Origin of the sequence: Corynebacterium sp. HMSC064E08 (genome assembly GCF_001811805.1) — a bacterium.
Taxonomy (GTDB): domain Bacteria; phylum Actinomycetota; class Actinomycetes; order Mycobacteriales; family Mycobacteriaceae; genus Corynebacterium; species Corynebacterium jeikeium_D.
Genome location: NZ_KV806700.1, coordinates 551,497 through 575,756 on the forward strand (window position 1 = coordinate 551,497; position 24,260 = coordinate 575,756).

Here is a 24,260-nt window from a genome sequence, read left to right on the forward strand (position 1 = left end):
CCCGAGCCCGACATCCATGGGTAAGCTCGGAGTCTATGAACACCGGCGAGAACAAGGCTTCAACAACGCCGCAGCCGCGCGCTTCTACGGACACGAGCAGCTCTAAAGATGCCCAAATCGCTGCAGGCCTCCACGCCACCGCTGACTCTCGCGTCGCTGCGTTCTTTGACCTGGATAAAACCATTATTGCCAAGAGCTCGGCATATGCGTTCAACAAGCAATTCCTCGAGCGCGGCATCATTTCGCCGACAGACATGCTGCAAATGGCGCTCAGCCATGCCCTGTACATGTCGCAGGGGCACGATGAGGCGCAAATGGAGGCCACCCGCGAGCAGTTTTCCGCCCTTATCGCTGGTCACAGCGCCAGGGAGCTGCGCCAGGTCGCCATCGAAACCCTAGAGCAGAACATCACGCCGTACATCTACGCCGAGGCATTGGAGCTCATTCGTGAACACCGCGCACAGGGGCATCAGGTGTTCATTATCTCGGCATCGGCTCGGCAGATTGTTGAGCCCATTGCGCAGGCGCTCGGTGTCTACAACGTGGTGGCCACCGAGCTGGAGGTCCGCGATGGGCTCTTCACGGGTGAAACGGAGTTCTTCTGCCGGGGCGAAAACAAGGCTGTGCAGATGCGTCGGATAGCGGAAAAGCGCCAGTTCGACCTGGCCGAATGCTTTGCGTACTCGGATTCCATCACTGATGAGCCCATGCTGTCTGCAGTCGGCCATCCCGTTGTGGTCAATCCCGATCGCGCTCTGCGCAAGATTGCGACGGAACGTGAGTGGCCTGTGCGCCAATTCCGGAATCCCGTCCCGCTGTTTCGCGCGCCGTCGAAACGCAATGCTGCAATTCTTGCCGGCGTCACACTGGCGCTTGGCGCGGGTGCGACGCTATTGGCACTGCGCAAAAACGACGACGAGCCAAAGGCCGACTAACTCACCATCCAGCAGCCGGCCTGCCTACACCGCTTCGGCGATACCGCGTGCTTCCACGGCACCGGCCTTCAGCCCTTCCAGGTGCAGGAGAATCCACGCACGCAGGCCATCGGCGCTTCCCGACGCGAACCCCTCTGCAGCCTCGAAATACTCCTGGCGGTGGCGGGTCCAGTAGACCTCGGGCACGGCCAAGCCACGCGGATCCAGGCCGGTTGCGACAGTTGTCAGTCGCGAGGCGGCGCGGGCGATGATGCCGTTGTGATACTCGAAGGGGCGCAGAGTCAGCAGCTCACCGTGCACAATCGCCGAGAGCACGCCAGCATGGATTTGGCTGCGGCCAGTGATGAAGTCACCGAGCACGTGCAGACGCTGCTCCTTCATCGCGGACGAGAGCTTGTCGTCACCGACCGGACGGCCGGCCTTCATCCGCGCCTCGGAACCGTCTTCAGTTTCACCTGCGGGCGATGCGTTCAACGCAAACTTGGCCAGCACCTGCTGCGGAGCGCGCTGCCACACGCGGGTGGTCTCACCAATTGACTCCGGGGAAATGGTGTCGGCAACCCGCAGGGCTGCTGCGAGTACGGGGTCGGTGATGTTGCCGTCGTCGGGAAGCGATGGCTCGCCGCCTTCTAGCCACGCCGATGCCCGAGCGCCACGCAGGACCGACTCGGAGCCGGTGACGTTGTGCTTGCGCAGGTTGGCCTTGTGCCTGTGGACGGACTGGATGGCCTTGGCCGCAACATCAGCCGCGTGTGCAACGCCGTCGAGCTGCCACAGGGGCGCGAGGGGGTCTTTGGGGTCAAGCTGCGGAATAGCAGCGGCGGGAGCACTGTCAGCGCCACCGGCACCCGATTCAGATGCCTTCGCCTGCGCTGCCTCACGCTCTGCGCGCTTCTTCGCCGACACGGAGGACACACCCAGGCTCATGCCAGCTAGGCCACCCTTTCCGACACCGGCGCCATTGCCGACACCGTTGCCAGCACCGGCGCCAATTCCATCGGCTCCACGCACGTTCTCAGGCTGATTGTTCATATCCCACACCCTAATTCTTCACCGCTAAGTAAGTGACAAACTTATATAGAAATGGTCAAAGATGAGAAAAACTTCAACGAGTTCTTGGCTTTTTCGCCCTTATGGCGCGCCCTACCCACAATCAGAGGTAGTATGGCAGTTTGTAACTGCAGTTTTAAAGTTTCAAACCATCTTTTCCAACCATCTGCGTAGGAGGAAGTACACGTGAGCAACGACGATACGAAGGGTCTCTTTACCGACGGCACCGAACCGCGTGTTACCGCTATCCCGCTGAGTGATGTGGATAGCAACGCATCGGGTGATGCTAGCGTCGGCCAGCTCGTGTCTAATGCTTCTTCGCAGATTTCCGCTCTGGTTCGCTCTGAGATTGAGCTGGCCAAGGCCGAAATTGCTGGCGAGGCTAAGAAGGGCGCAGTTGGCGGTGGCTTCTTCGCGGTTGCCGGCGTCGTCGCACTGTACTCCTCGTTCTTCTTTTTCTTCTTCCTCGGCTGGCTGCTGGATGTTTGGCTGCCAACCTGGGCTGCGTTCCTCATCGTTTTCGTTCTGATGCTGGTCATCGCCGGTGTTGCAGCACTGCTGGGTCTGAAGAAGGTCAAGTCGATCCGCAAGCCGGAGAAGACCATCGAGTCGATGCAGGAGCTGAAGGGGGTCGTGCCGTCGGGGTCGGCGAAGAAGTCTTCGCAGTCGAACGGTATGTACACCTAAAGGCTTAAAAGAAATTGGGCGGGACTTGTTGGTCTCGCCCTTTTGTCTTATTCAGTCCCGGTTTAAGCCCTTCGGAAAAGGTATTTTCCCCTCATGACCTCCCTCAGCGATTCTCTCACTGGCCCCTGGCGTCATCGTCTCATTCACGTCCGCGGCCAGCGCCTACACATCGCCGAGTGCGGCCGCCCCTCCGATCCGCTCGTGTTGTTTATTCACGGCTCGACTGGCGGTTGGTTTGAATGGCGCGAGGTTCTGCCACTGCTTAACGACGACTCGGGCGACCCCCTCCCCGTGCACGCTGTGGCTATCTCTATGCGTGGCTACGGTCAGTCCGACCGAACACCGCAAGGCTACGATCCGTTTGAGGCGGCCCAGGACATCGCCTCATCGATTCGCTCGTTGGGGCACTCGACCGCGCTGCTGGTCTGTCAGGGGTTCGGCACCTGGGTGGCGTGGACGTTGGCTTCGCGGCAGCCCAATCTTGTCTCCGGAATTATTGGTTGTGGTGCTGCACATCCGAAAGTGTGGCTGAACCAGTTGAAGAGCCCGTGGTCGGAGGACTTCCGCAGTAGCCTGGCCCCGCTGCTGCGCCGTTCATGGTGGGATTCGCGGCCACGGGTACCGCAGTTGCGTCGCAATAAGTTCAGCACGCAGGCGGCTGAGGCTCGCCAGCAGCGGCTCATTGACCGCATCGTGCGCGAGTCCATGTCCACCACCGGGCAGGGGTTTGCCGAGACCCCTACGGGGAAACAAACCGCGGAACTCATGGCTGACAGCCTGGCCAGTGGTGCACTCCGCCCTGCACTGGCTCACATGAATTGGTGGACGCGACCGGCTCCGGCCGCTTTCCGCAAGTGGTTGGGCGCGATGGAGGGGTCGTCGAAAAGCGATGAGCACACGGTGCTGCTCGTCGGCGAGCAGGACACTCGTACCCCACGTGCGCTAGTGGAGCTCAGCTCGAGTCACGTGCGCGTTGTGCCGGATTGCGGGCACTTCCTGCCGGCAGAGAAACCGCAGGCTGTGGTGCAGGCAATCAGGGATCACCTGCACTGGTTGCCAGAGGGGTCTTAGACTCCGGCTCGGCTGGGGCTGGCGCGCCCCACACAACTTTCCGCTTACCCCGCCACGCACTGCTGCGTGCCGATGGCCCCGTAGTTATTCATCGCCTCATCGATGTGTGGCTGGACCTCGGCGTGCGTCAGCGCGTAACCAGTCTGGTCATTGTTCACACCGGCACCGAAGACCAAGCCCAGGATCTGGCCCTGCGGCGTAATCAGTGGGCCGCCCGAGTTGCCGTGGCGCACATCCGCCTTCAGAACATAGGACTGACGCTCGTGCCGAGTCGACGAATAAATATCCGGGCCTCGAATAATGATGTTCTCCGTCACGCGCGCAGGTGTGGCCTTAAAGGGGCCGGACTCGGGAAAGCCCAGCACTACCGCGTCATCGCCCGGACGAGCTTCCTGATCCGCCCACTGCATGGGCTCCAGGGGTAGGTCGGTGGTTCGGAGCAGTGCGACGTCGTCAAGCGGATCGTAGTGCACGACGTTCGCGTCAGCCATGCCGACCACGGTTTCCAGCCGAACAGTGGTGGCGCCAGCGACCACGTGCGCGTTTGTCAGAATCAAATCCGGCGCGATGACAAAGCCAGTACCCTGCAGCAAGCGTTCACACTGCGGGGCCTCGCCCAAGACGCGGACGATGGACGGTCGAATACTGTCGACGACACCTTGTGAAATCACATTGGGGTCGGCGGGCTCATCGGGGACGTTCTGCTTGTAGCCGAATGGCGGAGCGATGGCGGGCATTCCATCATCGCGAAGCTGACGGAGGATGCCACTGAAGCCGTCACTCCATTCGTCGGGCGCGACCTGGTCAATGAGGTTCATGCCCTTGGACTCACGCACCCAGTCGGCGAACTGCCCGGGCACGGCGGTGGCCAGCGGCACGGCGATCATCCATGTCACTACCAGCGCCGTCACGGACTGCACGATGGCACCGAGGCTAGAATCCAGGCCGACTGCCAGCGGCGAGCGAATGGTATTCCGCAGCGACTGCCCCGCCACTGTTCCCACCGCATGACCAATCAACGCCAACAGAATCACCGTGCCGAGGCCCAGAAGAACCTTTCCCGACTGGTTCTCGACCTGCGCCATAGCTAGCGGCGCCAAGGGCACACCAATGACCAAGCCCAGGACAACGCCCAAAATGGCCATAATCGACGAGACGGCGCCCTGCTGCCAGCCGACGATAAGCGCGAAAATGAAGACCGCCAGCAGCGCAACGTCAAACACAGCGATTGCAGGCATCATCGTCGGCCTCCCTTCAGTACGGACAGTTTTTCACCATTAGCGGAACGCGCGAGCACCGGCAAAAGTTTCTGCACGTTGGTGTCGTCCCACGGTTCCGACCAGCCGGCCACGTCTAGCAAGTAGGACAGCACGCCGCCGGTAAAGCCCCAAACGACGAAGTCACCAACCTTAAATGCTGGCCCTGTCCAGCCGTGATAGCCCAGCATCATGCGGTTGTCCGGATTCGTCAGATGGCTAATTGGCACATTGAGCACCGATTCCGTCTCTGCAGGGTCGACCACACGCAGCGGATGCGGTGCATGCCAATACGCCAACACCGGATTCACCGCGAAGCCAGTCCGCGAAATGTCAATCGAGTCCAGCACCCGCACCGGCGTCACCGTCTCTCGGTTCAGGCCGGTTTCTTCCTCGGCTTCACGCAGCGCGGTATCGATTTCATCCACATCCTCGGGATCGACACGACCGCCCGGAAAAGCCATCTGGCCTGCATGCTTACGCAGGGTTGTCGCTCTGTGCGTAAGTACCACGCTGGCATCCTCCGGCCGCTGGTGCGCCTCCGCATCACCGCTGATCAGCACCAACACCGCCGACCGCGCCGGATTCCGCAACGGTTTCTCCTGCGTCGAGGAGTCTCGCCGCAACTTCGCAAACGCGCGCTTCACGCTTGACGACGAAGCGGAGCGGCCGGCCACCTGCTGCTCCGAGTGGCCTGTTGTGGCGTGGCTGGCGCTGCTGGCGTGACCTGCCGCGTCGTGATCAGCGCTGACCAGGTGCGGCGGCAAACTATTGGTCAACCACTTCGGCAGATACAGCCCCGAGCTTGCGTCACGATTCCACGACTGTCCCTGAGTCACTTCAATGCACCTCGCACGAGATCAGTAATCTGCTGCGCATCGGTGAATTCACCAGGATGAATAGTCGCCACCGTGCCATCTGCCTTAAACACCACGGTGATGGGCACAACTCGCGGTAGATTCAACGCTGGTCCGACCACGTCGACCGTGTCCGAGTAGGTCGGTAGCTTCACTCCGATTTCCTGCAGGAAGGCCTGGCCACGCCCCGCCTCGCGAGCCGCATGCACCGTCGCCACCTGCACGTCCGGATTGTCCTTGGCCCATTGCTCAATAAGCGGTAGCTCTTGGCGACACGGCGCACAGTTCCACGCCCAGACATTAAGCACCGTCGGCTTGCCCTCGACGACCTGCCCCATGTCCACCAGTTCCACTTGCCCAGCCTCGTTGTCCTGGCCTGCCGAGTCTCCCGACTCCGCCAACAGCGGCAAGCGCACACTGGTCAGCGAGCCACTACCCGCTACCGCCGCGATCTCATCCTTCGACATCGCTGGCGCTGCCGGTGCACCATCCACTTCACCCTCACTGCCAGCGCCATCACCATTGCCAGCGCCATCCGCACCGACACTCACACCAGATCCGGTCCCACCACCGTCGGCCTCGTCATTGCCACCAGTGGTATTCACAATCGCGAAAATCACCAGACCCACAATGCTAACTCCCGCGATGAGCAGCGTAATCAGCGATGCCGAACGGTTAACGTCCGCCTGCCGATCCTCATAGTGGCCACCATTGTGACTATGACCGCCCTGCTCATTCACGAAAAGTGCTCCTCGACTAGTCCTGTGTCGCTGTGGTGTTGCGCGCGCTATCCCCGTCGTCAAGCGCGGAAAGTTCCTCCCCACTGTAGCCGTCATTAAGACCGGCCAGGTAGAGAAGCCATTCCCTGTCGTCTGACTTAATCAACTTCTCCGCAGTCTCCGGCTCCGCCGGACCCGCGATGCCGTACGACGGGCAATCCGCCGCCAAGAAGCACGCCCCGCACGCCGCCCGGCGCGAATGGCACACCCGGCGACCGTGGAAAATCAGCCGATGCGAAAACCACGTCCACTCCGCGCGCGGCAGCACCTCCATCATCTCGTGCTCCACGCGCACCGGATCTTCCTGCTCCGTGAGGCCCATGCGCCGCACCAGACGCCCAAAATGCGTATCGACCGTCAAACCCGGCACCCCAAAAGCATTCCCCAACACCACATTTGCCGTCTTTCGCCCCACGCCCGGCAGCTTCACCAGCTCCTCCAACGTGCCCGGGACCTCGCCGCCGTGCTGCTCCATCACCCCCTGCGCAAAACCGATAATGTTCGCAGCCTTATTCCTATAGAAACCCGTCGGTCGAACGAGCTCCTCGACCTCCTCCTGATTCGCAACCGCCAAATCGGCCGGGCTGGGGTACCTAGCGAACAACGCCGGCGTGGTCATATTCACCCGCACGTCCGTACACTGCGCCGACAGAATCGTCGCCACCGCGAGCTCATACGGATTACGAAAGTCCAGCTCACAGTGAGCATTCGGGTACGCCACCGCCAGCGTGCGGTTAATCCGCCGCGCGCGCCGCACCATACCCAGGTGCGTCTCCTTCCCCCGCGCCGCCGGATGCGCCCCCACCGCCCGACGCTTCTTCGACGTCAGAGAGCCCTGCGGGTGCGTGGGTTGGGGTTTGCTTATCTGGTGCGTGCTTAACGACGATGCCTTGCCGGTCGTATCCATGGTCGTAGTGTATCGGCTACCCCGGATTGCAATTCGCGTGCGCACTTTTCGCGGGCCGAATCTTTAGATTCGTCCGGGATGCGGATGGAACCGGTAGCAGCTCGGGCATATTCGGTCAAAAACCAAAGAAGTCATGCCCCACCACATCTTGGAACACCGTTAGCGAATTGTTAGTTATAAATACACAGTTCAGCGGCTTTTCACCAGAATTCCCCACAGGCGCAGTGGCTCTTTTGCTACAGTGGTGCTTATCACATCTTGGTGACGGCGTAGTTTTGGGATGCATCTGTAGAGGCGATTTGTCGTGAAATTCGTCCAGGGATGAACCTGCCTTGAAAGCTGGCAGCGGCGTTACCGGGAAAGACCGAAAGTAGTGGGACTAGTGGGACGGGGCAGTTTCTCTTCCTGTTTGGCCACTGCAATCTGTAGTCGAGTGTTAATTTGGTGGCTGCTGGCCTGTATTTACGGTGGTTAGTGGCCAAAGACAGGAGAATTTTACCGTGGATGACGTCAAGGAGATTCTCTCCCGGGCCGGTGTATTTCAGGGAGTTGACCAGGAGGCTGTGCAGGCCCTGCTCGGTGAGCTCGAGACGGTTCGCTTCCCGCGTGGAACCACCATCTTCAATGAGGGTGAGCCGGGCGATCGGCTCTACATCATTATTGATGGCAAGGTGAAGCTGGCTCGTCGCTCAGCCGACGGTCGTGAAAACCTGTTGACCATCATGGGCCCATCCGACATGTTCGGCGAGCTCTCCATCTTCGACCCGGGCCCGCGCACCTCCTCGGCGGTCTGCGTCACCGAAGTTTCCGCCGCGTCCATGAGTGCCGATCAGCTGCAGGAATGGGTTGGTTCACACCCTGATGTTCCAGCTCAGCTGCTGCGCATGCTGGCCCGCCGTCTGCGCCGCACCAACAATTCACTGGCTGACCTCATTTTCACCGACGTCCCAGGTCGCGTTGCTAAGTCCCTGCTTCAGCTGGCCAATCGCTTCGGTGTTCAGGAAGGTTCTGCTCTCCGCGTGAACCACGACCTGACTCAGGAGGAAATCGCACAGCTCGTCGGCGCCTCCCGAGAGACCGTTAACAAGGCTCTGGCAGAGTTCGCCCACCGCGGCTGGATTCGCCTTGAGGGCAAGTCCGTACTCATCTCCGATACGGAGCGTTTGGCCCGCCGCGCACGTTAGCTTGTTGCGCACGTTAGCTTGTGGCGCACGTTAGCTTGTTGCGCTTGTGGCGCTGCCCAAACGACTCACATCCCGCAGCCTCTGCTTTTGGATCCCCGGTTCCCGTAGGAGCACATGAAACGCATGAGGCTCGCGGGATTTTTGTTGTCTTCCCCGCTGGCCTGGCATGCTGACCTGGCCCGCTGGCCTGCCATGCCGGCCAAGTTTGGCGCACTTATCGACGCTTTTCTGCCACTTATCGATGCTTTCCCGGCACCTATCGATGCACCATTCACCGATTTCTCCCCGCATCAATCACTTGTCGATGCGCTGTTCACTTATGCGCGCGCTATAGCTCATCGACAAGTGGATACCTCATCGATAAGTGATTGAGCTGCCCCCAACGAGGCCACCCCAACCCACCCCAACCAGCACTAGCCCAAACAATAAGCGCGCAACCCGCAAAACTGCAGGTCACACGCTCTTTTCATGCGGTGAGTCAAGCTCAGCTTCACTCAAGCTCGGCTTCAGCCCAGTCTCAATTAAGCCCAGCCCAGACCAGCCCAGCAACTGGCCGAAGCCCAAGCCGAAGCCAAAGCCAAAGCCCAAGCCGAAGCCAAAGCCCAGCAATTACTCCCCGTGATCGCGCAGGTAGCGCAGGGTCACACGAGTCGACTGCTCAGCAGCATGACGCAGCACCGGATCGACATCGGTGTAAATCTCATCCACAATCTGGTCGACTGTAGCTTCGTCGCCCAGCTTGGCAACGGCATCCTTCACCTGCTGCAGGCGCAGCTTACGACGCTCAATGTACTTCTGCGTCATTACAGTGATATCCGGCAGGTCAGCACCATGACCAGGCAGCAGACGAACACCCTTGCCGCGCGAATCCAGCATTTTCAGGGTTTCCATATACTTACCCAGGTCGCCGTCGGTCTCCGAGATCATAGTGGTGTGGCGGCCAGCGATTGTGTCACCGGTAACGATGCCTTCAACATCGTCCTCGCCATCACCAGTGTGGATGAAGAAGCAGACGGAATCAGCGGTATGACCAGGGGTTGCCACGACCTCAATCTGCGGAGTCACTCCGTCGAGGACGATACGTTCGCCGTCGACAAGCGGATCCTGACCTCCCGCGCAGTACTGAGACTCCAGCTCACGAATCGGCGCGCCGGTGAGCTGGCGGAAACGTGCGGCGCCATCAGCATGGTCGCCATGACGGTGCGTCAGCAGAATCAACGCAACGTCGCCGGCATAACGCTGCAGGACGTTCAGGTGTCCCTCGTCCTCCGGGCCCGGATCGATGACAATGCTGCGGCTATCCCCCTCAGCCTTAATAACGTAGGAGTTCGTACCCTCCAGCGAAGAGTAGCTGGGGTTCGGGCACAGAACGACGCCCACAGACTGAGAAATCTGACGCAGTTGGCTATACGCAGGATGCTCCATGTCCTCTATCCTACGTGGTTGCGCAATCCGGGGAGCGCGCCACGTCGTCCAATTCGGCTCATTTGGGTGTAAACACGCTTTACGACGACTCGGAGAACGCAGCATTCCCGCTGCTCACGGCAGCAAACACAGCAGCTACTGGGCTACTTCAACGATGATCTCGACTTCCACGGGAGCGTCCAGCGGAAGCTGATTCACACCCACTGCTGAACGAGCGTGCTGGCCGCGTTCACCGAAGACCTCGCCGAAGAGTTCCGAGGCTCCATTGATAACGCCCGGCTGACCAGTGAATCCGGCGGCGGAATTGACGAAGCCGACGACCTTCACGATGCGGGCGACATTGTCTAGGCCAACCTCAGCATCGACTGCGGCCAAAGCGTTAAGAGCGCAGGTGCGGGCGGCCTCCTTGGCCTCCTCAGCAGTGACTTCTGCGCCGACGTGGCCGACGTGGGTGAGCTCGCCGTTAACGAATGGGAGCTGACCGGAGGTGAAAACGAGGTTGCCCGTGCGCGTTGCGGGTACGTAGGCCGCAACTGGCGCGGCAACGGCAGGCAGAGTAAGCCCCAGGTCCTCGAGGGCCTGGGACGGAGTGCGAGATTCAGAGTTGCTCATTTGAGTTAAGCCTTTCCACGGCGACTGGGGCCCGACGAATAAAGCCGGACAAAGCAAGATGGCAGCCAACTGTTAGTCAGCTGCCAATCGAAAGCACAACCGCCGTTGTTAGTTAGGTGCTAGACACTGAGGTAATTAGTCAGCCTTCGGGCGCTTGAAGTAACCGACGTGGTTTTCGCCGGTCGGACCCGGGAGAACAGTGACAAGTTCCCAGCCGTCCTCACCAAAGTTGTCCAGGATGGCCTTGGTGTTGTGAATGAGCAGCGGTGCGGTGAAGTATTCCCATTTAGTAGTCATGGAAGCTACTCTATCTGTCCCCCAGCCTCGCGCGCTGGGGGTTCAGTTTTACTTCGGTTTAAGTTCGGTTTTTACTTAGCCAGCTTTGCCTTGCGCTGAGCTGCGTACTGCTCAGCGTAGAAGTCGGCCCACGAAGTAATTTCCGGGTGCTCGCGCAGCATTGCGCGGCGCTGACGCTCGGTCAGGCCACCCCAGACGCCGAACTCGACGCGGTTATCCAGAGCGTCGGCACGGCACTGCAGAACCACTGGACAGTGGCGGCAGATAACTGCGGCTTCGCGCTGTGCGGCGCCGCGAACGAACAACTTATCCGGGTCAATATCGCGACACTTAGCGCGCGGGACCCACTCCTGGCGATCGCGGAAGCTCTCTACACCGAGCTCGTATTCTGGCGTAGTAGCAGTGCGGTTGCGATCTGGAATCGTGGCGGTCATTGTAGCCTCCTCGTGCCTGCGATTTTCGTTATTTCGAAATAGTTTCAACTAAATAGTGCTGAAATTTTGTTGTAAGTCTATTCACACCACCCAAATAATGTCGATTGGGTCACACTAGAAGGGTGGACGTGGCGCAGCTCTAAATATAACGATGCAGGTGGGGCAACTTTTTCCAACAAAAGCACGGGGGTGATTTGCGTCACTATGAAAATCTTTTTCCGGAAACCACTACACGACGAGTTGCGCGGTGTTGTAAGGGCATTCGTAGCGCCCCCTCCCCCGCTCGCCAGGCGTTTTACTGGACTCCCCGGGCATGTCACTAGGTGGATTTTCGAAAACCCACTTCGGCTCAATCCGCCCTACCTTGTAGTGTGATTGCTGTGAATAAAGGTTCGACGCTGTTCAAGCTCTCCGTTGCCACTGTGTTGGCAGCGTTGATTATGGCCAGCGCCCTCTTTCCTCTTGTGGGCGGCTCGGCCTACCTCGTTGCGCGCACGGCTGATGAATTCGCGTCGGCGTCGCGGTCGGTGATTTCTAAGGACGCACCAGGGGTCACCACTATTACGGATCGTAATGATCAGCCAATTGCGTGGCTCTATGATCAGCGGCGGTTTAATGTGCCGTCGGAACGCATCTCGCCAGCTATGAAGGATGCGCTGGTCAGCGTGGAGGATAGGCGCTTTTATGAGCACTCTGGTGTGGACTGGAAGGGTACTGCTCGTGCGGCGGTAAAGAACTTCATGTCTCAGTCGGTGCAGGAAGGCGCCTCCACGATTGAGCAGCAGTTGATTAAGAACCACACGCTGCTCGTGGACGCGCAGTCGGAGTCGGAGCGCCGCGCTGCCACTGCCACGGATTATGGTCGCAAGATCCGCGAGATTCGCATCGCGTTGGATCTGGAAGATGAGCTGACGAAAGACGAGATTCTGACCAAGTATTTAAACTTGGTCCCCTTCGGCAATGGCGCTTTCGGCGTCGAAGCTGCAGCTCAGACCTACTTCGGCATTCCCGCGTCCGATCTGAATGTCCCGCAGGCCGCTCTGCTCGCGGGCATGGTTCAGCAATCTTCCGGGCTCGATCCGTATACAAATCCGGAAGGTGCGCATGCACGGCGTAACGACGTGCTTGCGGCTATGGAATCCACGGGGGCAATTGGCCCGCAGGAGGCTCAGGACGCCAAGGCAGCTGATCTCGGTATTCTTCCGGAGCCTCAGCGCCTGCCGCAGGGCTGTATCGCGGCGGGCGATCGGGGTTTCTTCTGTGATTATGTGGTCTCCTACTTGGAGAACCACGGTATTGAGACCGATAAGCTCAAGCGCGGTGGCTTCCATGTGAAGACCACACTGGACCCGCGTGTGCAGGACAGCGTGCAGGAGTCTCTGCGTCAGCAGGCGTCACCGACTGCGGATGGCGCAGCCGAGGTTATGAGTTTGCTTGAGCCTGGGGATGACTCCAGGAAGTTGCTCGCGATGGCGTCGTCACGCGTATACGGCCTCGATGCGGAACAAATGCAGACCGTGCAGCCGCAGCCATTTACGCCGGTGGGCAATGGCGCGGGCTCGATTTTTAAGATTTTCGCGGCGACGTCGGCGGTGGAAAAGGGGCTGGGTATTGACACCAACTTCCCGGTGCCGCGTCGTTATGAGGCCTCCGGACTGGGCACCGGCGGCGCAGAGGGCTGCCCGCCGGGCCTGTACTGCGTGGAGAACGTGGGTAGTTTCCCGCCGTCGATGTCGCTGCGTGAGACGCTCGCGCGGTCGCCGAATACGCCTTTTATTCAGATTTCGGAGCTGGTTGGCGTTGATGGCGTGATGGACATGGCGGTACGCCTGGGCATGCGCTCATACACGGAGCCGGGCAGTTTTGATGGTGAGTCCTCGGTGGCGGACTATGTCTCGGAGCATAAGCTCGGCTCATTCGTGCTGGGTCCGACGGCGGTGAATAACCTTGAGCTGTCCAATGTCGCTGCCACCCTGGCCAGCAATGGCCGCTGGTGCGAGCCCTCTCCAATTGAGTCGATCACGGATTCCAAGGGCAATGCGGTCAAGCTGAATGTGCCACCGTGCGAGCAGGCAGTGGAGCCGGGTGTCGCGCACGCAATTGCTAATGCGCTCAGCAATGACGCCACCGATGGCACCGCGAAGGATGCCGCGAAAGAGCTGAATTGGGAAGGCCCAGTCGCGGCTAAGACCGGTACCACCGAGTCGAACCAGTCCGCGGCATTCCTGGGCTTCACCGGCGGCCTGGCCGGATCGGTGTACGCCTACAACGACACCCCGACGGTCACGGAGCTGTGTACGTCACCGCTGCGCCAGTGCCCAAGCGGCAACCTCTTTGGTGGTCGCGAGCCCGCGCGGACATGGTTCGGCGCAGTTGGCCCAGTCATCGAGGACTACGGCGGAAAGAACCTCCCACCACTGGATTCGGACTACGGCCTGGGCACCTCGATCACCCAAATGCCGAATGTGGTGGGCATGCAGAAGGCCGAGGCTCGGGAGACCCTTAAGAAGGCTGGCTACAAGGTAGAGGAACGCACAGTCTCCCTCACCGGCGAGTCGCGCGGAATCGTGGTCGGGCTGGATCAGCCGCCGCTGCTTCTCAAGGGTGGCACCGTCACAATCCGCGTGGCCGATGGCACCCGCCGTCCGACCCCGCCACCAGCGCCGTCGCCGCGGCCGGACTCGACGACGACCCGGCCGGATCCGCTACCGCAGTTCCCTCGCCCGAACACTCCGCCAGCGCCGAGCTTGCGGGATCTGATTCCGCTGCTGCCGTTCTAGTTCACCCTAGAAGGCAGCTCCAACGCTTATCGCCGAAAAAGGAAACGGCGAAAGGTCGCGCTAGCCCTGCAGGGCAGCCTTAACGGCCTCGGAAAGCCGCTTGCCATCGACCTGGCCAGCGGCCTTTTCCTTAGCCACCTTCATAACCTGGCCCATGATCTTCATGCTCGGCGCGTCATCACCAGCAACCTCGGCCACGGATTCCGCGACGAGGTTCTTCACGGCGTCGTCGTCAAGCTGTTCCGGCTGGTAGCGGGCGAAAACCTCTGCTTCGGCGAGCTCGGCGTCGGCAAGTTCCTGGCGGCCGTTCTCGGCGTACATCTCAGCGGACTCGCGACGCTTCTTGACCTCCCGCTCAATCACACGCAGCACCTCGTCATCGGTGAGCTCGTGCTTGGAGCCGGAGACCTCCTCGGTCTGGATGGCGGCCTTCAGCATGCGTAGCGCCGCAACGGTTTCCTTGTCGCGGGCCTTCATCGCGGCGGTCATATCGGAGACAATTGTGTTCTTCAGTTCACTCATACGCCCTAGATTACCGCTGTAGTTGATAGTGTCTCTGTCATGACATCGCGCGCTTTTTCCAACCGAATTCTGCGGTCTGCCGCAGCTATCGCCACGCTTGGCTTGACGACGTTCATCTACGCGAACCAAATCGAATTGCGCGCATTTAAACTCCACCGTGTGCAAGTTCCCGTGCTGGCACCCGGCACGCTCGCCCGGGCGGGAAAGCGCGAGGGTGAGCCTTTCCGGATTCTGCATGTCTCCGACTTCCACATGCTCCCCGACCAGAAGTTGAAGCAGAAGTGGGTTGCCAGCCTCGATGCTCTGAACCCTGACCTGGTGATTAATACCGGCGACAACCTGGGCAGCGACAAGGCCGTCCCCAGTGTCCTCGCAGCGCTCGGCCCCCTACTGAACCGTCCGGGTGCCTTCGTGTTCGGTACGAATGACTACTTCGCGCCGCGGCCTGTCAATCCGCTGAAGTACCTGACGGGCAAGAAGCGCAAGCCCTCGCGCGTCGAACTGCCGTGGCGCGGCATGCGCGCTGCGTTTATCGAACACGGTTGGCAGGATGCCACCCATGCCCGGCTGGAGTTTGTGGCGGGTGGCGTGAAGGTGGCGCTGTCCGGTGTAGATGACCCTCATCACGAGTTGGAGGATTATTCGCAGATCGCCGGTGCCCCGAATGCGGATGCCGACATCGCTATCGGCCTGTCGCACTCCCCCGAGCCGCACGTGTTGGACGCTTTTGCGGAAGACGGCTACGACCTGGTGCTTTCCGGCCATACCCACGGTGGTCAGGTCTGCCTGCCCGGAGGGAAGGCCATTGTGACCAACTGCGGTATCGACCGCTCGCGGGCCTCGGGGTTGTCGCGCTGGACCGAGAAAACATGGCTGCATGTCTCCAATGGCCTCGGCACTTCCCCTTACGCCCCGGTGCGCCTGTTCTGCCGCCCATCCGCGACCTTGATTGAGGTTGTGGAGCGGGATTCGTAGTTCGTAGCTCGTAGGGGTGCGGTTCGTAGTTTGTAAGGGCGCGGCGGAGACCGCGGCTTGTCCCCACAGCCCGTTAAGCAGGCGTTTTGCATTCTGACTCAGCGTCGGGCTAAAGTAAGTCCTCGCAAGCACAGCACTAAGACGTATGTTCCCAGTTTGTGTCTGTGGCCTCGGGGTATGGCGCAGCTTGGTAGCGCGCTTCGTTCGGGACGAAGAGGCCGTGGGTTCAAATCCCGCTACCCCGACCAAGTAGAAACCCTCTCTCACCTGGAGTTATCCAAGTGAGGGAGGGTTTTGTCATTGGCTTCTGGGCCTACTTTTCGCCGCCGTTCAGGGTTGATAGCCAAAGAGTGCATCCAGTTCTCAAGGTAGTGACTGGTCAGACCCCGACTTCGGCAGCACCACAGCCCGGGGTTACGTGGCAAAACTGTCGACCCGAAAACTCAGGGGCTGCAAATGTGAAACTGTCTGAGTTTATGACACTTTCAAGCCATTTTTCGGGCCATTTTTGACATAAACGCAGTCAGTAACTCGGATCAATCCAACGTCACCAGACATAAACGCAGTCAGTAACTCCCACCGACGCCCCGTTCATCACTCGTTCCTATGTATTTTCATTACTGGATCCACAGAGCCTTTCCCCGCTCCCCCAAATGCCCCTTTCACCCCGCGTGGAGCAATTTCGTGGCTGTTAGTCTGTAGAAGTACGAACCTTTTTAACAGCAATGTGAAAGTAGCCCCCAAGTGACGCACCTGGCAGCAGCTCTGGCATCAGCCAGCTCCTTTACAGCCAGTCCGCCGTCGGCGACCGCACCACCAGACCAGACATTGGCTTCTGAGTTTGCGTCCGGCGGCGTATCGGCAACATTGAATTCTTTAGATTCCGTTCTTTCTGCCCCGGCAACGATTACCGCCCAAGCAAGCAGCTCCGCAGAGCACGCAACAACGCTCGCGGCTCAAGCAGCCCAAGCTGCCCAAACAGTCCAAACTTCCGCCAACAGCCTGACCCTCCTTTCGGTCCCGCTGTTGGTCGCGGTTGCCCTGGCGCTGACCCCGCTGTTTGTGAAGCTCCTTGGTCGTCACGCAGGCTGGCCCATCGTCGCGTTTTTTCTCGCGTCGGTGGTCCAGCTTTCGCGTGTAACGGGCGATATTCTCGACGGCACCACCTTCACCTGGTCCCGCGTCTGGTCCCCGGAACTGAACGCGGCGTTTGCGCTGAAGCTCGATCCCCTCTCCATGGTGTTCAGCTTCTTGGCGCTGTTGGTGGGCTCGATAGTCTTCATCTACTCCACCGCGTATTTGCCGCCGAAGAAATCCGCGATGAGCTTCTACGTCCTGATGACGGCGTTCATGCTGGCGGTTTTGCTCCTCGTGCTTGCCGACGACATCATGCTCCTCTTCATCGGGTGGGAGCTGGTCTCGATGGCGTCGTTCCTGCTCATTGCAAGATCGGGCTCGTCGGGTGAGCTGGGCTCGTTGCGCACACTTCTGCTGACCTTCACCGGTGGCCTGCTGCTTCTGGCCGCCCTCGGCGGTGCGGTGTGGCTAACCGGTTCCACGAACCTCACCGAGGTTTTGGCTTCGCCTGAGTGGGAGGCCAACCCGGCAGCGCGCAGCCTCATTGCCGCGCTGGTGGCCCTGGGCGCTTTCACGAAGGCAGCTCAGTTCCCCTTCCACGCCTGGCTTCCAGAGGCCATGGCGGCGGCAACTCCCGTCTCGGCTTTCTTGCACGCTGCGGCCGTCGTCAAGGCAGGCGTTTACCTGCTGATGCGTTTTTCCACGGTCTTCGCGGACGTGCGCGTGTGGCAGTTGCTGCTGATCGTCATGGGTATGTGGACGGCTGTTGCCACGGCCTACTTTGCGCTGCAGCAGACTGACCTGAAGAAGCTGATTGCGTACTCGACGGTCTCGCAGTTGGGTTGGATTGTCGCCACGATTGGTGTGGGCACGAAGTTCGCGATTATGGCTGCGGTTGTGCACACCATTGCGCACGCGATGTTTAAGTCTTCGCTGTTCATGATGGCTGGTGTGGTTGATCATCAGGCGGGCACGCGCGATATTCGTCGCCTCGGTCCGCTGTGGAAGCAGATGCCGTGGAGCTTTGGCTCGATGATTTTCGGTGCGGCATCGATGGCGGCAATTCCGCCGTTCTTCGGCTTCATGTCGAAGGAGGGCATGCTGACCGCATTCGAAGGTGCGCCGCTCAGCAACACCGGTGTCGTCATTCTGCTGACGGTGGCGGCGATCGGTGCGATTGGTACTTTCGCGTACTCGGCACGTTTGGTGTTCGGTGCATTTGTGGATGGTCCGCGCAACGTTGACCACATCACTGAGGCTCCAATTTCGCTGTGGCTCCCGGCTGCCATCCCTGGCGTGCTCAGCCTTCCAGCCGCCTTCGCTGCCGGCGCTATTTTGAACCGTCCGCTGGACCGCGTGGCAGATACGGTCGGTCAGCTTCCGGCTGGCACGACTCAGGAATCGCACTTGAGCCTGTGGCACGGCGTGAATGTGCCGCTGATCATCTCTGTGATTGTGCTGGCTGCCGGCGTGGGCTTCATCTTCACTCGTGCCCGCGTAGGCGCCGTTATGGCCGACCGCAAGCTCTTCCCGTTCACTGGCGTGGAGGCAATCAACGCGTCGCTGAGCGTCTCGCAGCGTGTGGGGCGCGCGATGGGCAAGGTGGCGCGTTCGCATCAGCCATCGCGTCACCTGTTGCCGCTGCTTGGTTTGCTCGCGGTGTACGCCCTGGTTATTGCGATCGCTCCGGGTGTCGGCGGCGCTCCGGTGCTGCCGAAGATCGACGGCATCGATCACCTGACCGATCTGATTCCGCTGGTTGTTGTCGTGATTGGCGTGTGGGCCACACTTCGGGCGAAGAACCGCTTGCAGGCGGCTGTGCTGCTCGGCGTCACCGGTGTTGGTGTCACGCTGCAGATTCTCCTGCTGGGCGCACCGGATGTGGCATTGACGCAGTTCATGGTGGAAATCCTGACTGTCGTGTTGATGATGCTGGTGCTGCGCTTCCAGCCGCGCGCGTTCTCTGAGACCTCAAAGAACCGCCAGGCTTCCGCCGCGGTCGTGGCGGTTGCCGTGGGCTTGGCTACGTTCGGCGCGGTGTGGTTCCTCACTGGCCGTCGTCAGATGCCTGAGGTCGCGCAGTGGTACATCGACAACACTGAGAAGGTCACGGGCGAAACCAACATTGTCAACGTGATCCTGGTTGAGTTCCGTGCTTTCGATACGATGGGTGAGCTGGCGGTTCTCGGTATGGCGGGTGTCGCGATGGCGGCGGTTGTCACGTCGATGCCGCGCTTCCCGCACCTGCTCGATCAGCCTTCCCCGCTTGCGGAGCCCGCTCTGAACTCCATCATGATGCGTTGGCTGGTCCGCTGGTTGGCTCCGCTTCTGTTCGCCCTGTCCGCTGTGGTTCTCTACCGCGGCGGTACCGCTCCGGGCGGCGGCTTCAACGCGGCGCTGATTGGTGCCGCTGCCGTCATGCTGATTTACCTGTCCAAGGACCGCGACGAGCTGGTCTTCGGCAAGAAGATCCCGGTGGCGCTCAGTGCTGCGGGTGTCATCACGGCTATCGGCACGGGCTTCGTCGGATTCGCCAAGGGGTCGTTCTTGGCACCGTTGTACGGCGAGTTCCTGGGGCAGCACCTCACCACGGCATTGCTTTTCGACGTCGGCGTGTACCTGGCCGTCATCGGCATTGTGGCAACCGCGCTGAATCTCCTGGGCGGCCCGAACCGTCCTGGTGTGACCGGGTCGGACGATGTGATGCAGGATCTCTACTCAGACCGCTCGAGCTTGCGGGTGCCGCCGGAGATGGGCGTGTTCGCCTCAGAAGCGGAGAGCGCCTCCGCCCCCGCCCCAGCTCATGCCACCGTTGAGGAGGCTAAGAAGTGATTATCGCCATCATGGCTGCCGTCCTCGCAGGCGGTGGCACGTACCTGGTGCTACAGCGCGGCATGCTGCGCACCATCATCGGCATGACTCTGATTTCCCATGCCGCCAACCTGATTATTTTGTCCACGGGTGTCGGCGCCTGGCGCGGCGAACCGCTGCTGGGCAACGAGACCACTGCGGGCGCTGGCGCTGCCGAGCAGATGGCTGACCCGCTGCCGCAGGCATTCGTGCTGACGGCCATCGTGATTACCATGGCCGTCACCGCGTTCATGCTGGCACTGTCTGGTTTGGGCCGCGATGACGACACTCGTATCCATGAGGACCGCGAGGCTATGCGACAGCTGTCGACGGCTGGTCGTCGTGCGGGTAAGCACATTCCGTCGGACTCAGACTCCACGGTCACCGGCACCCCAGGGGTCTCTTCGGCTCCGAATAAGTTCCCGCGCGAGACCACATTCGGCGGTGACGAGAAATGGTAGAAGCCTCTGCAATGACCTCTGCAATGTCCCCTTCAACTCTGTCTTCGCTACTGCCGCTGTTTGCGGCACTGCCGCTGATTCTGTCGGCGGTCGCAGCCATTCTGCCGAAGCTGTGGATGCGCGCGACGATGGGCATCGCCGTTCCGGCCCTGTCGTCGCTGGCTGCGTTTTGGGTGATGTTCTACGTCGCTGAAAACGGCCCGGTCGGCCACGGTGTGGGCGCGTTCCCCGGTGGTATCTCGATTCCTTTCTTAGCGGACACGTTCTCCATGCTGATGCTGGGTGTGGCCGCAGCTGTGGTTGCCATCGGTAACTGGTTCGCCCACGTCGCAGGCGAAAACACATCGCGGTTCTTCCCCTCCCTGACACTGATGATGTTGTCCGGTATGTCGGGTGCTTTCCTGACTGCCGATTTGTTCAACTTCTTCGTGTTCATGGAGGTCATGCTGCTTCCCTCCTACGGCCTAATTGCGGTCACCGGTACCTGGCACCGCTTGGCTGCTGGTCGCAACTTCGTGCTGGTCAATCTCTTGACCTCCACGGTGCTGCTGATTGGTGTCGCGCTGATTTACGGCTCGGCGGGCAATGTGAACATCGCAATGCTGGCCGACATGGCCAGTGAGGGCGGCCCTGGCGGCACGGGTGTGGTCGCACTCGGCATTGTCATCATTGCGCTGTGCGTGAAGGCTGGTTTGGTTCCGGCGCACACATGGCTGCCGAGGACGTACCCGTCGACAAGCCCTGCGGTGATGGCACTGTTCTCTGCGGTACATACAAAGGTTGCGGTGTACATGCTCTTCCGCATCTACGTCGTGATTGTCGGCATGAATCCCTCCTGGCACTGGCCGATCATTATCATCATGGCGATCTCGATGCTGGTCGGCGCGTTTGCTGGGCTTGCGGAGAACACCATGCGTGAGGTGCTGGCCTACCAGATGGTCACGGGTATGCCGTTCATTCTGATTGTGCTGGCGTTCACGGATGCTAACGACGGGGGCGGCGCCAAGGCGGCGCTGGCTGCGGGTATTTTCTACGCAATCCACCACATGGTGACTGTCGGCGCCCTCATTCTGGGCTCCGGCGCAGTGGAAGAGACCTACGGTACGGGTACGCTCTCCAGGCTTTCGGGGCTTGCTCGCCGCGACCAGGCGGTTGCCTGGGTGATGGCGGCAATGAGCTTCTCCATTGTGGGCTTCCCGCCGTTTTCCGGCGTGTGGGGCAAGGTGGGCATTGTCTTTGCCTCTGCCGCCACTGGCGATGCCCGCTCGATCGTTGCGATCACCGCAATCATCGTTGCCTCGCTGGGCTCGCTGCTGGCCATGATTCGCCTGTGGCGCGCGGTCTTCTGGGGCCGACCCATGCAGGGCGTGGATGATTCTGTTCGAGTTCCGGGAACGCTGGTTGCGCCGTCCGCCATGCTGGCAATTGTTTCTGTGGCCATGTTCGTCGCGGTCGGCGCCGTCACTTGGGCGACCACCGGCGCGGCTGATGCGCTGCTGAATATTGATGGCTACCGCGAGGCGACTCTCGGCGGAGTTGAAAACGCCATCGGAGGTACTTACTGATGAAGTTTCTGCATGTTATCCGCTATTCCCTATGGCTGGTCTGGCAGGTTGTTGTGGCTGCGACGGACGTGGTGCTCGATACTCTGCGCCCGAACCAGAAGCAGCAGCCGGTGCTCATTGGGCTGCCACTGCGTGTGAAGTCTGACCTTGAGGTCACTCTCTTTGCCGAGTCCATCACCATGACCCCGGGCACGCTGGTCTGTGGTGCCCGCGAGACCGATGCGGGGCGGTTGTTCATCATCCACGCGATCTTCGGTGCCGACCTGGACGCGCTGTACGACTCCCTCTACGACATGGAGGAGCACCTCGTCCCCAGCCTCCGCGATGTCCCCCGCCCGAAGGCTTTCGTCTTCGAGGAATACAACGCAGACCAGTTCATTGACCCGGATGCCGTCGTCGGTGTTGCCGCTGAGGTCGACCATGGTCTGCCACTGCCGGACGGCATTGCCTCCAATGGCGAAGACAAAGGAGCACGCTCATGAATGACACATTGATTGATCCCACCGCAGTACAGGTAATTAGCGGCATTGGCATTGCTCTGTGTTCAGTGGCGCTGCTTGTGGGCGTGGTGCTGATCTTCCGGGTCAAGGGCAATGTCTCACGGGCAGTGCTTTCCGACGCCGCTTTCTACCCCATGGTGGGAGTGTTCCTCACAACTGCCATGCTGCGAACTACGGCCATTACTTTCGATATTGCAATGCTGGCGGGCTTGCTTGGCATTTTGTCGACCGTGGGCCTGGCCCGAGTTATTTCCCGTGGCCGCCGCTAAGACCGATTAAGGACGAATCGCAATATGAGTATCGCTTCAATCCTTGTAACTATCTTGTTTGCCGTGCTGGTCATTGGCGGATCTTTGTACCTGCTTCTGGCGGGTGTGGCCATGTGGCGCTCTAAAGATGCCCTGAGCCGGTTGAACCAGCTTTCGGCCGGAATCATGGTGGGCATCCCCGCGCTGGTGATTGCCAACTTGGTCTTAGAGGCCGACCAGGGCAATCTGACGTGGGGCAAAACCCTCACGGCCATTCTGGCCATTGTTGCTGTTCTGGTCGTCGCTACCGTCGCCTCCGAAGTACTTGGACGCGCGGTGCTGGGTGCCCGTGACGGCTCCGCTGAGGACTACGCCCCGGAGCGGTAGCTAGCGGCGCGGGAAACGTCCTGAACACACCGTTAGCGGCCAGTTTCACAGCGACCCCTCAGCGCGCTCCGACACCCCCTTTAGGCCACCCGGCCTACCCAAAAGGGGGTATATTTCCCCACACTTTTGGCCTCCCACAATGTGATGTACCTCTCATAGGCTATGGCCCGGTCGTTAACTCCATTTATGCCCCTAAATTGAGTGGCAGTTTTTGCCGTTTACTAACGTTTGGTTTTCCTTACTTAGGGAACCCTTAGTTATCATTTTTGATGAATTTGTCGTTTGCCTGCACCTTTGTGACACCAAGAACAAAACAATCAATGCAATTCCGGTAAATTTTAAGAAAACAACACTCTTGTCATCCGATATTCAGGCAGAGGCCGGAGTCGTCACAGACACCACCAAACCGCCCTCTTTCCAATATTTTTAGGCGAATTTGAGCGAGCTTTGAGGGACGCAACCGACCGGAAGCGGATCGAGGCACTTATTTTTTCATTGCAGCCCCTTGCCCCATCGGTTAACTTAATTTCTGTGAGTTCGCCAAGAGCGACTCAAAATCTTTACCCCCGAGAACCTAAGGATTTTCTCATGTCCTGCTCCGCAGAAGATATCGCAACCATCCTCGAAGCCCTTCCGGCCGTCACCGTTGAGAGCCCGCTGCCGGCTTTCGAGCAGCTGGCTGGCAACGACGTCAACTTCGCTAACGTTGGCGGCGACCTGAACCTGCCGTTCGGTAACGACTTCCTGGACATCTCCGTCACCGACGACCACTCCACCACCGACTCCCACGACGTCGAGGTTTCCGACTTCCTGAACCCGGAGACCACCGTCGACAAGTCCGACCAGCGTAAGTTCGACTTCCTGAACCCGACCATCTCTGGCATCGGCGGCTAAGCCCCCGGGCTTCATGGCAGGACAATAGCTCCGCCAATCCTTGACACAATAAACCGCGAGTCTCTAAAAAAGACTGCGGTTTATTGTTCAGTTAAAACCGATATTCTTCATTTCGTTACTGTCTAAAAGGAACACCAAAAATGGACGTCACTCCTATCGTTGAGGTTCTGGAAGCAATGCCTTCCGGCCCGACCGTCAACGTCACCTTCGAGATTAACCCGACCATCGATGGTGATCTGACCCTCCTGGAAACCGGTGACTGGAACGCTCCGTTCGGCCGCGACTTCATGGACATCAACATCACGAACGATCAGTCCACCCACAACGACAACTCCACCCACGTCTCCGGCGTTGAGGCTGATAGCGTCTCCGACGCTGCCGAACAGGGCCGAGAGGTGTCCGAGTCCGCTGATGAGGCTGACGAGGCTGCAGCTGCTCCGAAGTCGCTTTTCAACGGCTCCCCGAGCCTGCCGGGCATCGGTGCCTAAAACAGCTCACACTTAGGGT

General features: G+C 60.0%; 25 protein-coding genes and 1 tRNA gene. 16 read left to right on the top strand and 10 right to left on the bottom strand.

Annotation, left to right across the window (positions count from 1 at the left end):
* The first annotated feature begins 35 nt into the window (after nt 1-35).
* Nucleotides 36-935: an HAD family hydrolase gene (locus HMPREF2820_RS08085; protein ID WP_083308459.1), complete on the top strand. Its 900-nt coding sequence runs from the start codon at nt 36-38 to the stop codon at nt 933-935.
* Between the two features lie 24 nt (nt 936-959).
* Here the strand turns inward: HMPREF2820_RS08085 and HMPREF2820_RS08090 are convergent, their stop codons facing one another.
* Nucleotides 960-1,967 carry a Fic family protein gene (locus tag HMPREF2820_RS08090; RefSeq protein ID WP_083308460.1) on the bottom strand — a complete coding sequence of 336 codons (1,008 nt, stop codon included), beginning with the start codon at nt 1,965-1,967 and terminating at the stop codon, nt 960-962.
* A gap of 204 nt (nt 1,968-2,171) precedes the next feature.
* On the opposite strand from HMPREF2820_RS08090, the gene HMPREF2820_RS08095 reads away from it, so the two are divergent.
* The gene (locus tag HMPREF2820_RS08095) at nt 2,172-2,672 is read left to right on the top strand and encodes a phage holin family protein (RefSeq protein WP_016421928.1); all 501 of its coding nucleotides are present in this window, start codon (nt 2,172-2,174) and stop codon (nt 2,670-2,672) included.
* Between the two features lie 93 nt (nt 2,673-2,765).
* Nucleotides 2,766-3,743, top strand: a complete 978-nt coding sequence (locus HMPREF2820_RS08100; protein WP_070603594.1) for an alpha/beta fold hydrolase — start codon at nt 2,766-2,768, stop codon at nt 3,741-3,743.
* A gap of 44 nt (nt 3,744-3,787) precedes the next feature.
* Here the strand turns inward: HMPREF2820_RS08100 and HMPREF2820_RS08105 are convergent, their stop codons facing one another.
* From HMPREF2820_RS08105 to nth, 4 genes are read right to left on the bottom strand one after another with little or no spacing between them, the layout of a single operon-like run.
* Nucleotides 3,788-4,984, bottom strand: a complete 1,197-nt coding sequence (locus HMPREF2820_RS08105; RefSeq protein WP_049189453.1) for a MarP family serine protease — start codon at nt 4,982-4,984, stop codon at nt 3,788-3,790.
* On the bottom strand, nt 4,981-5,838 hold the full coding sequence (locus HMPREF2820_RS08110; protein ID WP_016421925.1) for an NUDIX hydrolase: 858 nt from the start codon (nt 5,836-5,838) through the stop codon (nt 4,981-4,983). The genes HMPREF2820_RS08105 and HMPREF2820_RS08110 overlap by 4 nt, the downstream gene beginning before the upstream one ends.
* Nucleotides 5,835-6,596 (bottom strand): TlpA family protein disulfide reductase, encoded by a 762-nt coding sequence (locus HMPREF2820_RS08115; RefSeq protein ID WP_070603595.1) that lies wholly within the window; start codon nt 6,594-6,596, stop codon nt 5,835-5,837. Before HMPREF2820_RS08115 ends, HMPREF2820_RS08110 begins: the two co-directional genes overlap by 4 nt.
* 16 nt (nt 6,597-6,612) lie before the next feature.
* Nucleotides 6,613-7,542: an endonuclease III gene (nth, locus tag HMPREF2820_RS08120; protein WP_168164050.1), complete on the bottom strand. Its 930-nt coding sequence runs from the start codon at nt 7,540-7,542 to the stop codon at nt 6,613-6,615.
* Between the two features lie 500 nt (nt 7,543-8,042).
* On the opposite strand from nth, the gene glxR reads away from it, so the two are divergent.
* Together glxR and HMPREF2820_RS08130 are read left to right on the top strand one after the other, a co-directional pair.
* On the top strand, nt 8,043-8,726 hold the full coding sequence (gene glxR / locus HMPREF2820_RS08125) for a CRP-like cAMP-activated global transcriptional regulator GlxR (RefSeq protein ID WP_005511668.1): 684 nt from the start codon (nt 8,043-8,045) through the stop codon (nt 8,724-8,726).
* Between the two features lie 114 nt (nt 8,727-8,840).
* Nucleotides 8,841-9,098 (top strand): hypothetical protein, encoded by a 258-nt coding sequence (locus tag HMPREF2820_RS08130; RefSeq protein ID WP_141751992.1) that lies wholly within the window; start codon nt 8,841-8,843, stop codon nt 9,096-9,098.
* Between the two features lie 237 nt (nt 9,099-9,335).
* Here the strand turns inward: HMPREF2820_RS08130 and HMPREF2820_RS08135 are convergent, their stop codons facing one another.
* The 4 genes from HMPREF2820_RS08135 to HMPREF2820_RS08145 all read right to left on the bottom strand — a co-directional run bounded on the left by HMPREF2820_RS08135 (nt 9,336) and on the right by HMPREF2820_RS08145 (nt 11,494).
* Complete coding sequence (locus HMPREF2820_RS08135) at nt 9,336-10,151, bottom strand: MBL fold metallo-hydrolase (protein WP_005511689.1); 816 nt, start codon at nt 10,149-10,151, stop codon at nt 9,336-9,338.
* A gap of 135 nt (nt 10,152-10,286) precedes the next feature.
* A complete protein-coding gene (locus HMPREF2820_RS08140; RefSeq protein WP_070603597.1) occupies nt 10,287-10,763 on the bottom strand; it encodes a RidA family protein in 477 nt (158 codons plus the stop codon).
* A gap of 135 nt (nt 10,764-10,898) precedes the next feature.
* Entirely contained in the window at nt 10,899-11,060 is a 162-nt protein-coding gene (locus tag HMPREF2820_RS10835) for a Sp36 family protein (RefSeq protein WP_005511670.1), read from the bottom strand.
* 71 nt (nt 11,061-11,131) lie between these two features.
* On the bottom strand, nt 11,132-11,494 hold the full coding sequence (locus tag HMPREF2820_RS08145; RefSeq protein WP_038627417.1) for a WhiB family transcriptional regulator: 363 nt from the start codon (nt 11,492-11,494) through the stop codon (nt 11,132-11,134).
* A gap of 371 nt (nt 11,495-11,865) precedes the next feature.
* On the opposite strand from HMPREF2820_RS08145, the gene HMPREF2820_RS08150 reads away from it, so the two are divergent.
* Nucleotides 11,866-14,274: a transglycosylase domain-containing protein gene (locus HMPREF2820_RS08150; protein WP_070603598.1), complete on the top strand. Its 2,409-nt coding sequence runs from the start codon at nt 11,866-11,868 to the stop codon at nt 14,272-14,274.
* Nucleotides 14,275-14,334: 60 nt separating this feature from the next.
* Here the strand turns inward: HMPREF2820_RS08150 and HMPREF2820_RS08155 are convergent, their stop codons facing one another.
* A complete protein-coding gene (locus HMPREF2820_RS08155) occupies nt 14,335-14,796 on the bottom strand; it encodes a GatB/YqeY domain-containing protein (RefSeq protein WP_049189436.1) in 462 nt (153 codons plus the stop codon).
* A gap of 39 nt (nt 14,797-14,835) precedes the next feature.
* Between HMPREF2820_RS08155 and HMPREF2820_RS08160 the strand changes: the two genes are divergently transcribed.
* From HMPREF2820_RS08160 to HMPREF2820_RS08205, 10 genes are all read left to right on the top strand, one after another.
* A complete protein-coding gene (locus tag HMPREF2820_RS08160; protein ID WP_070603599.1) occupies nt 14,836-15,771 on the top strand; it encodes a metallophosphoesterase in 936 nt (311 codons plus the stop codon).
* Between the two features lie 171 nt (nt 15,772-15,942).
* Nucleotides 15,943-16,019, top strand: a tRNA-Pro gene (locus tag HMPREF2820_RS08165).
* 754 nt (nt 16,020-16,773) lie between these two features.
* Complete coding sequence (locus tag HMPREF2820_RS08170; protein WP_070603680.1) at nt 16,774-19,680, top strand: DUF4040 family protein; 2,907 nt, start codon at nt 16,774-16,776, stop codon at nt 19,678-19,680.
* A complete protein-coding gene (locus HMPREF2820_RS08175; RefSeq protein WP_070546318.1) occupies nt 19,677-20,159 on the top strand; it encodes a sodium:proton antiporter in 483 nt (160 codons plus the stop codon). The genes HMPREF2820_RS08170 and HMPREF2820_RS08175 overlap by 4 nt, the downstream gene beginning before the upstream one ends.
* 11 nt (nt 20,160-20,170) lie before the next feature.
* Nucleotides 20,171-21,724: a monovalent cation/H+ antiporter subunit D family protein gene (locus HMPREF2820_RS08180; protein WP_083308463.1), complete on the top strand. Its 1,554-nt coding sequence runs from the start codon at nt 20,171-20,173 to the stop codon at nt 21,722-21,724.
* Nucleotides 21,724-22,206 carry a Na+/H+ antiporter subunit E gene (locus HMPREF2820_RS08185; protein ID WP_049171106.1) on the top strand — a complete coding sequence of 161 codons (483 nt, stop codon included), beginning with the start codon at nt 21,724-21,726 and terminating at the stop codon, nt 22,204-22,206. The genes HMPREF2820_RS08180 and HMPREF2820_RS08185 overlap by 1 nt, the downstream gene beginning before the upstream one ends.
* Nucleotides 22,203-22,493 carry a monovalent cation/H+ antiporter complex subunit F gene (locus HMPREF2820_RS08190; RefSeq protein WP_005511667.1) on the top strand — a complete coding sequence of 97 codons (291 nt, stop codon included), beginning with the start codon at nt 22,203-22,205 and terminating at the stop codon, nt 22,491-22,493. Before HMPREF2820_RS08185 ends, HMPREF2820_RS08190 begins: the two co-directional genes overlap by 4 nt.
* A 24-nt stretch (nt 22,494-22,517) precedes the next feature.
* Nucleotides 22,518-22,859: a monovalent cation/H(+) antiporter subunit G gene (locus tag HMPREF2820_RS08195; protein WP_070603600.1), complete on the top strand. Its 342-nt coding sequence runs from the start codon at nt 22,518-22,520 to the stop codon at nt 22,857-22,859.
* 588 nt (nt 22,860-23,447) lie between these two features.
* Nucleotides 23,448-23,753 carry a hypothetical protein gene (locus HMPREF2820_RS08200; protein WP_070603601.1) on the top strand — a complete coding sequence of 102 codons (306 nt, stop codon included), beginning with the start codon at nt 23,448-23,450 and terminating at the stop codon, nt 23,751-23,753.
* A gap of 140 nt (nt 23,754-23,893) precedes the next feature.
* Nucleotides 23,894-24,241: a hypothetical protein gene (locus HMPREF2820_RS08205; protein WP_070603602.1), complete on the top strand. Its 348-nt coding sequence runs from the start codon at nt 23,894-23,896 to the stop codon at nt 24,239-24,241.
* Nucleotides 24,242-24,260: the final 19 nt, after the last annotated feature.

Bases quoted from the DNA above. Each gene is read 5' to 3' on its own strand.
- HMPREF2820_RS08140 (WP_070603597.1), bottom strand. From the start codon at position 10,763: ATGAGCAACTCTGAATCTCGCACTCCGTCCCAGGCCCTCGAGGACCTG.
- HMPREF2820_RS08105 (WP_049189453.1), bottom strand. From the start codon at position 4,984: ATGATGCCTGCAATCGCTGTGTTTGACGTTGCGCTGCTGGCGGTCTTC.
- HMPREF2820_RS10835 (WP_005511670.1), bottom strand. From the start codon at position 11,060: ATGACTACTAAATGGGAATACTTCACCGCACCGCTGCTCATTCACAAC.
- nth (WP_168164050.1), bottom strand. From the start codon at position 7,542: ATGGATACGACCGGCAAGGCATCGTCGTTAAGCACGCACCAGATAAGC.
- HMPREF2820_RS08180 (WP_083308463.1), top strand. From the start codon at position 20,171: ATGACCTCTGCAATGTCCCCTTCAACTCTGTCTTCGCTACTGCCGCTG.
- HMPREF2820_RS08100 (WP_070603594.1), top strand. From the start codon at position 2,766: ATGACCTCCCTCAGCGATTCTCTCACTGGCCCCTGGCGTCATCGTCTC.
- HMPREF2820_RS08135 (WP_005511689.1), bottom strand. From the start codon at position 10,151: ATGGAGCATCCTGCGTATAGCCAACTGCGTCAGATTTCTCAGTCTGTG.
- HMPREF2820_RS08200 (WP_070603601.1), top strand. From the start codon at position 23,448: ATGTCCTGCTCCGCAGAAGATATCGCAACCATCCTCGAAGCCCTTCCG.
- HMPREF2820_RS08190 (WP_005511667.1), top strand. From the start codon at position 22,203: ATGAATGACACATTGATTGATCCCACCGCAGTACAGGTAATTAGCGGC.
- HMPREF2820_RS08145 (WP_038627417.1), bottom strand. From the start codon at position 11,494: ATGACCGCCACGATTCCAGATCGCAACCGCACTGCTACTACGCCAGAA.
- HMPREF2820_RS08130 (WP_141751992.1), top strand. From the start codon at position 8,841: ATGAAACGCATGAGGCTCGCGGGATTTTTGTTGTCTTCCCCGCTGGCC.
- HMPREF2820_RS08155 (WP_049189436.1), bottom strand. From the start codon at position 14,796: ATGAGTGAACTGAAGAACACAATTGTCTCCGATATGACCGCCGCGATG.
- HMPREF2820_RS08205 (WP_070603602.1), top strand. From the start codon at position 23,894: ATGGACGTCACTCCTATCGTTGAGGTTCTGGAAGCAATGCCTTCCGGC.
- HMPREF2820_RS08090 (WP_083308460.1), bottom strand. From the start codon at position 1,967: ATGAACAATCAGCCTGAGAACGTGCGTGGAGCCGATGGAATTGGCGCC.
- HMPREF2820_RS08160 (WP_070603599.1), top strand. From the start codon at position 14,836: ATGACATCGCGCGCTTTTTCCAACCGAATTCTGCGGTCTGCCGCAGCT.
- HMPREF2820_RS08085 (WP_083308459.1), top strand. From the start codon at position 36: ATGAACACCGGCGAGAACAAGGCTTCAACAACGCCGCAGCCGCGCGCT.
- HMPREF2820_RS08185 (WP_049171106.1), top strand. From the start codon at position 21,724: ATGAAGTTTCTGCATGTTATCCGCTATTCCCTATGGCTGGTCTGGCAG.
- HMPREF2820_RS08195 (WP_070603600.1), top strand. From the start codon at position 22,518: ATGAGTATCGCTTCAATCCTTGTAACTATCTTGTTTGCCGTGCTGGTC.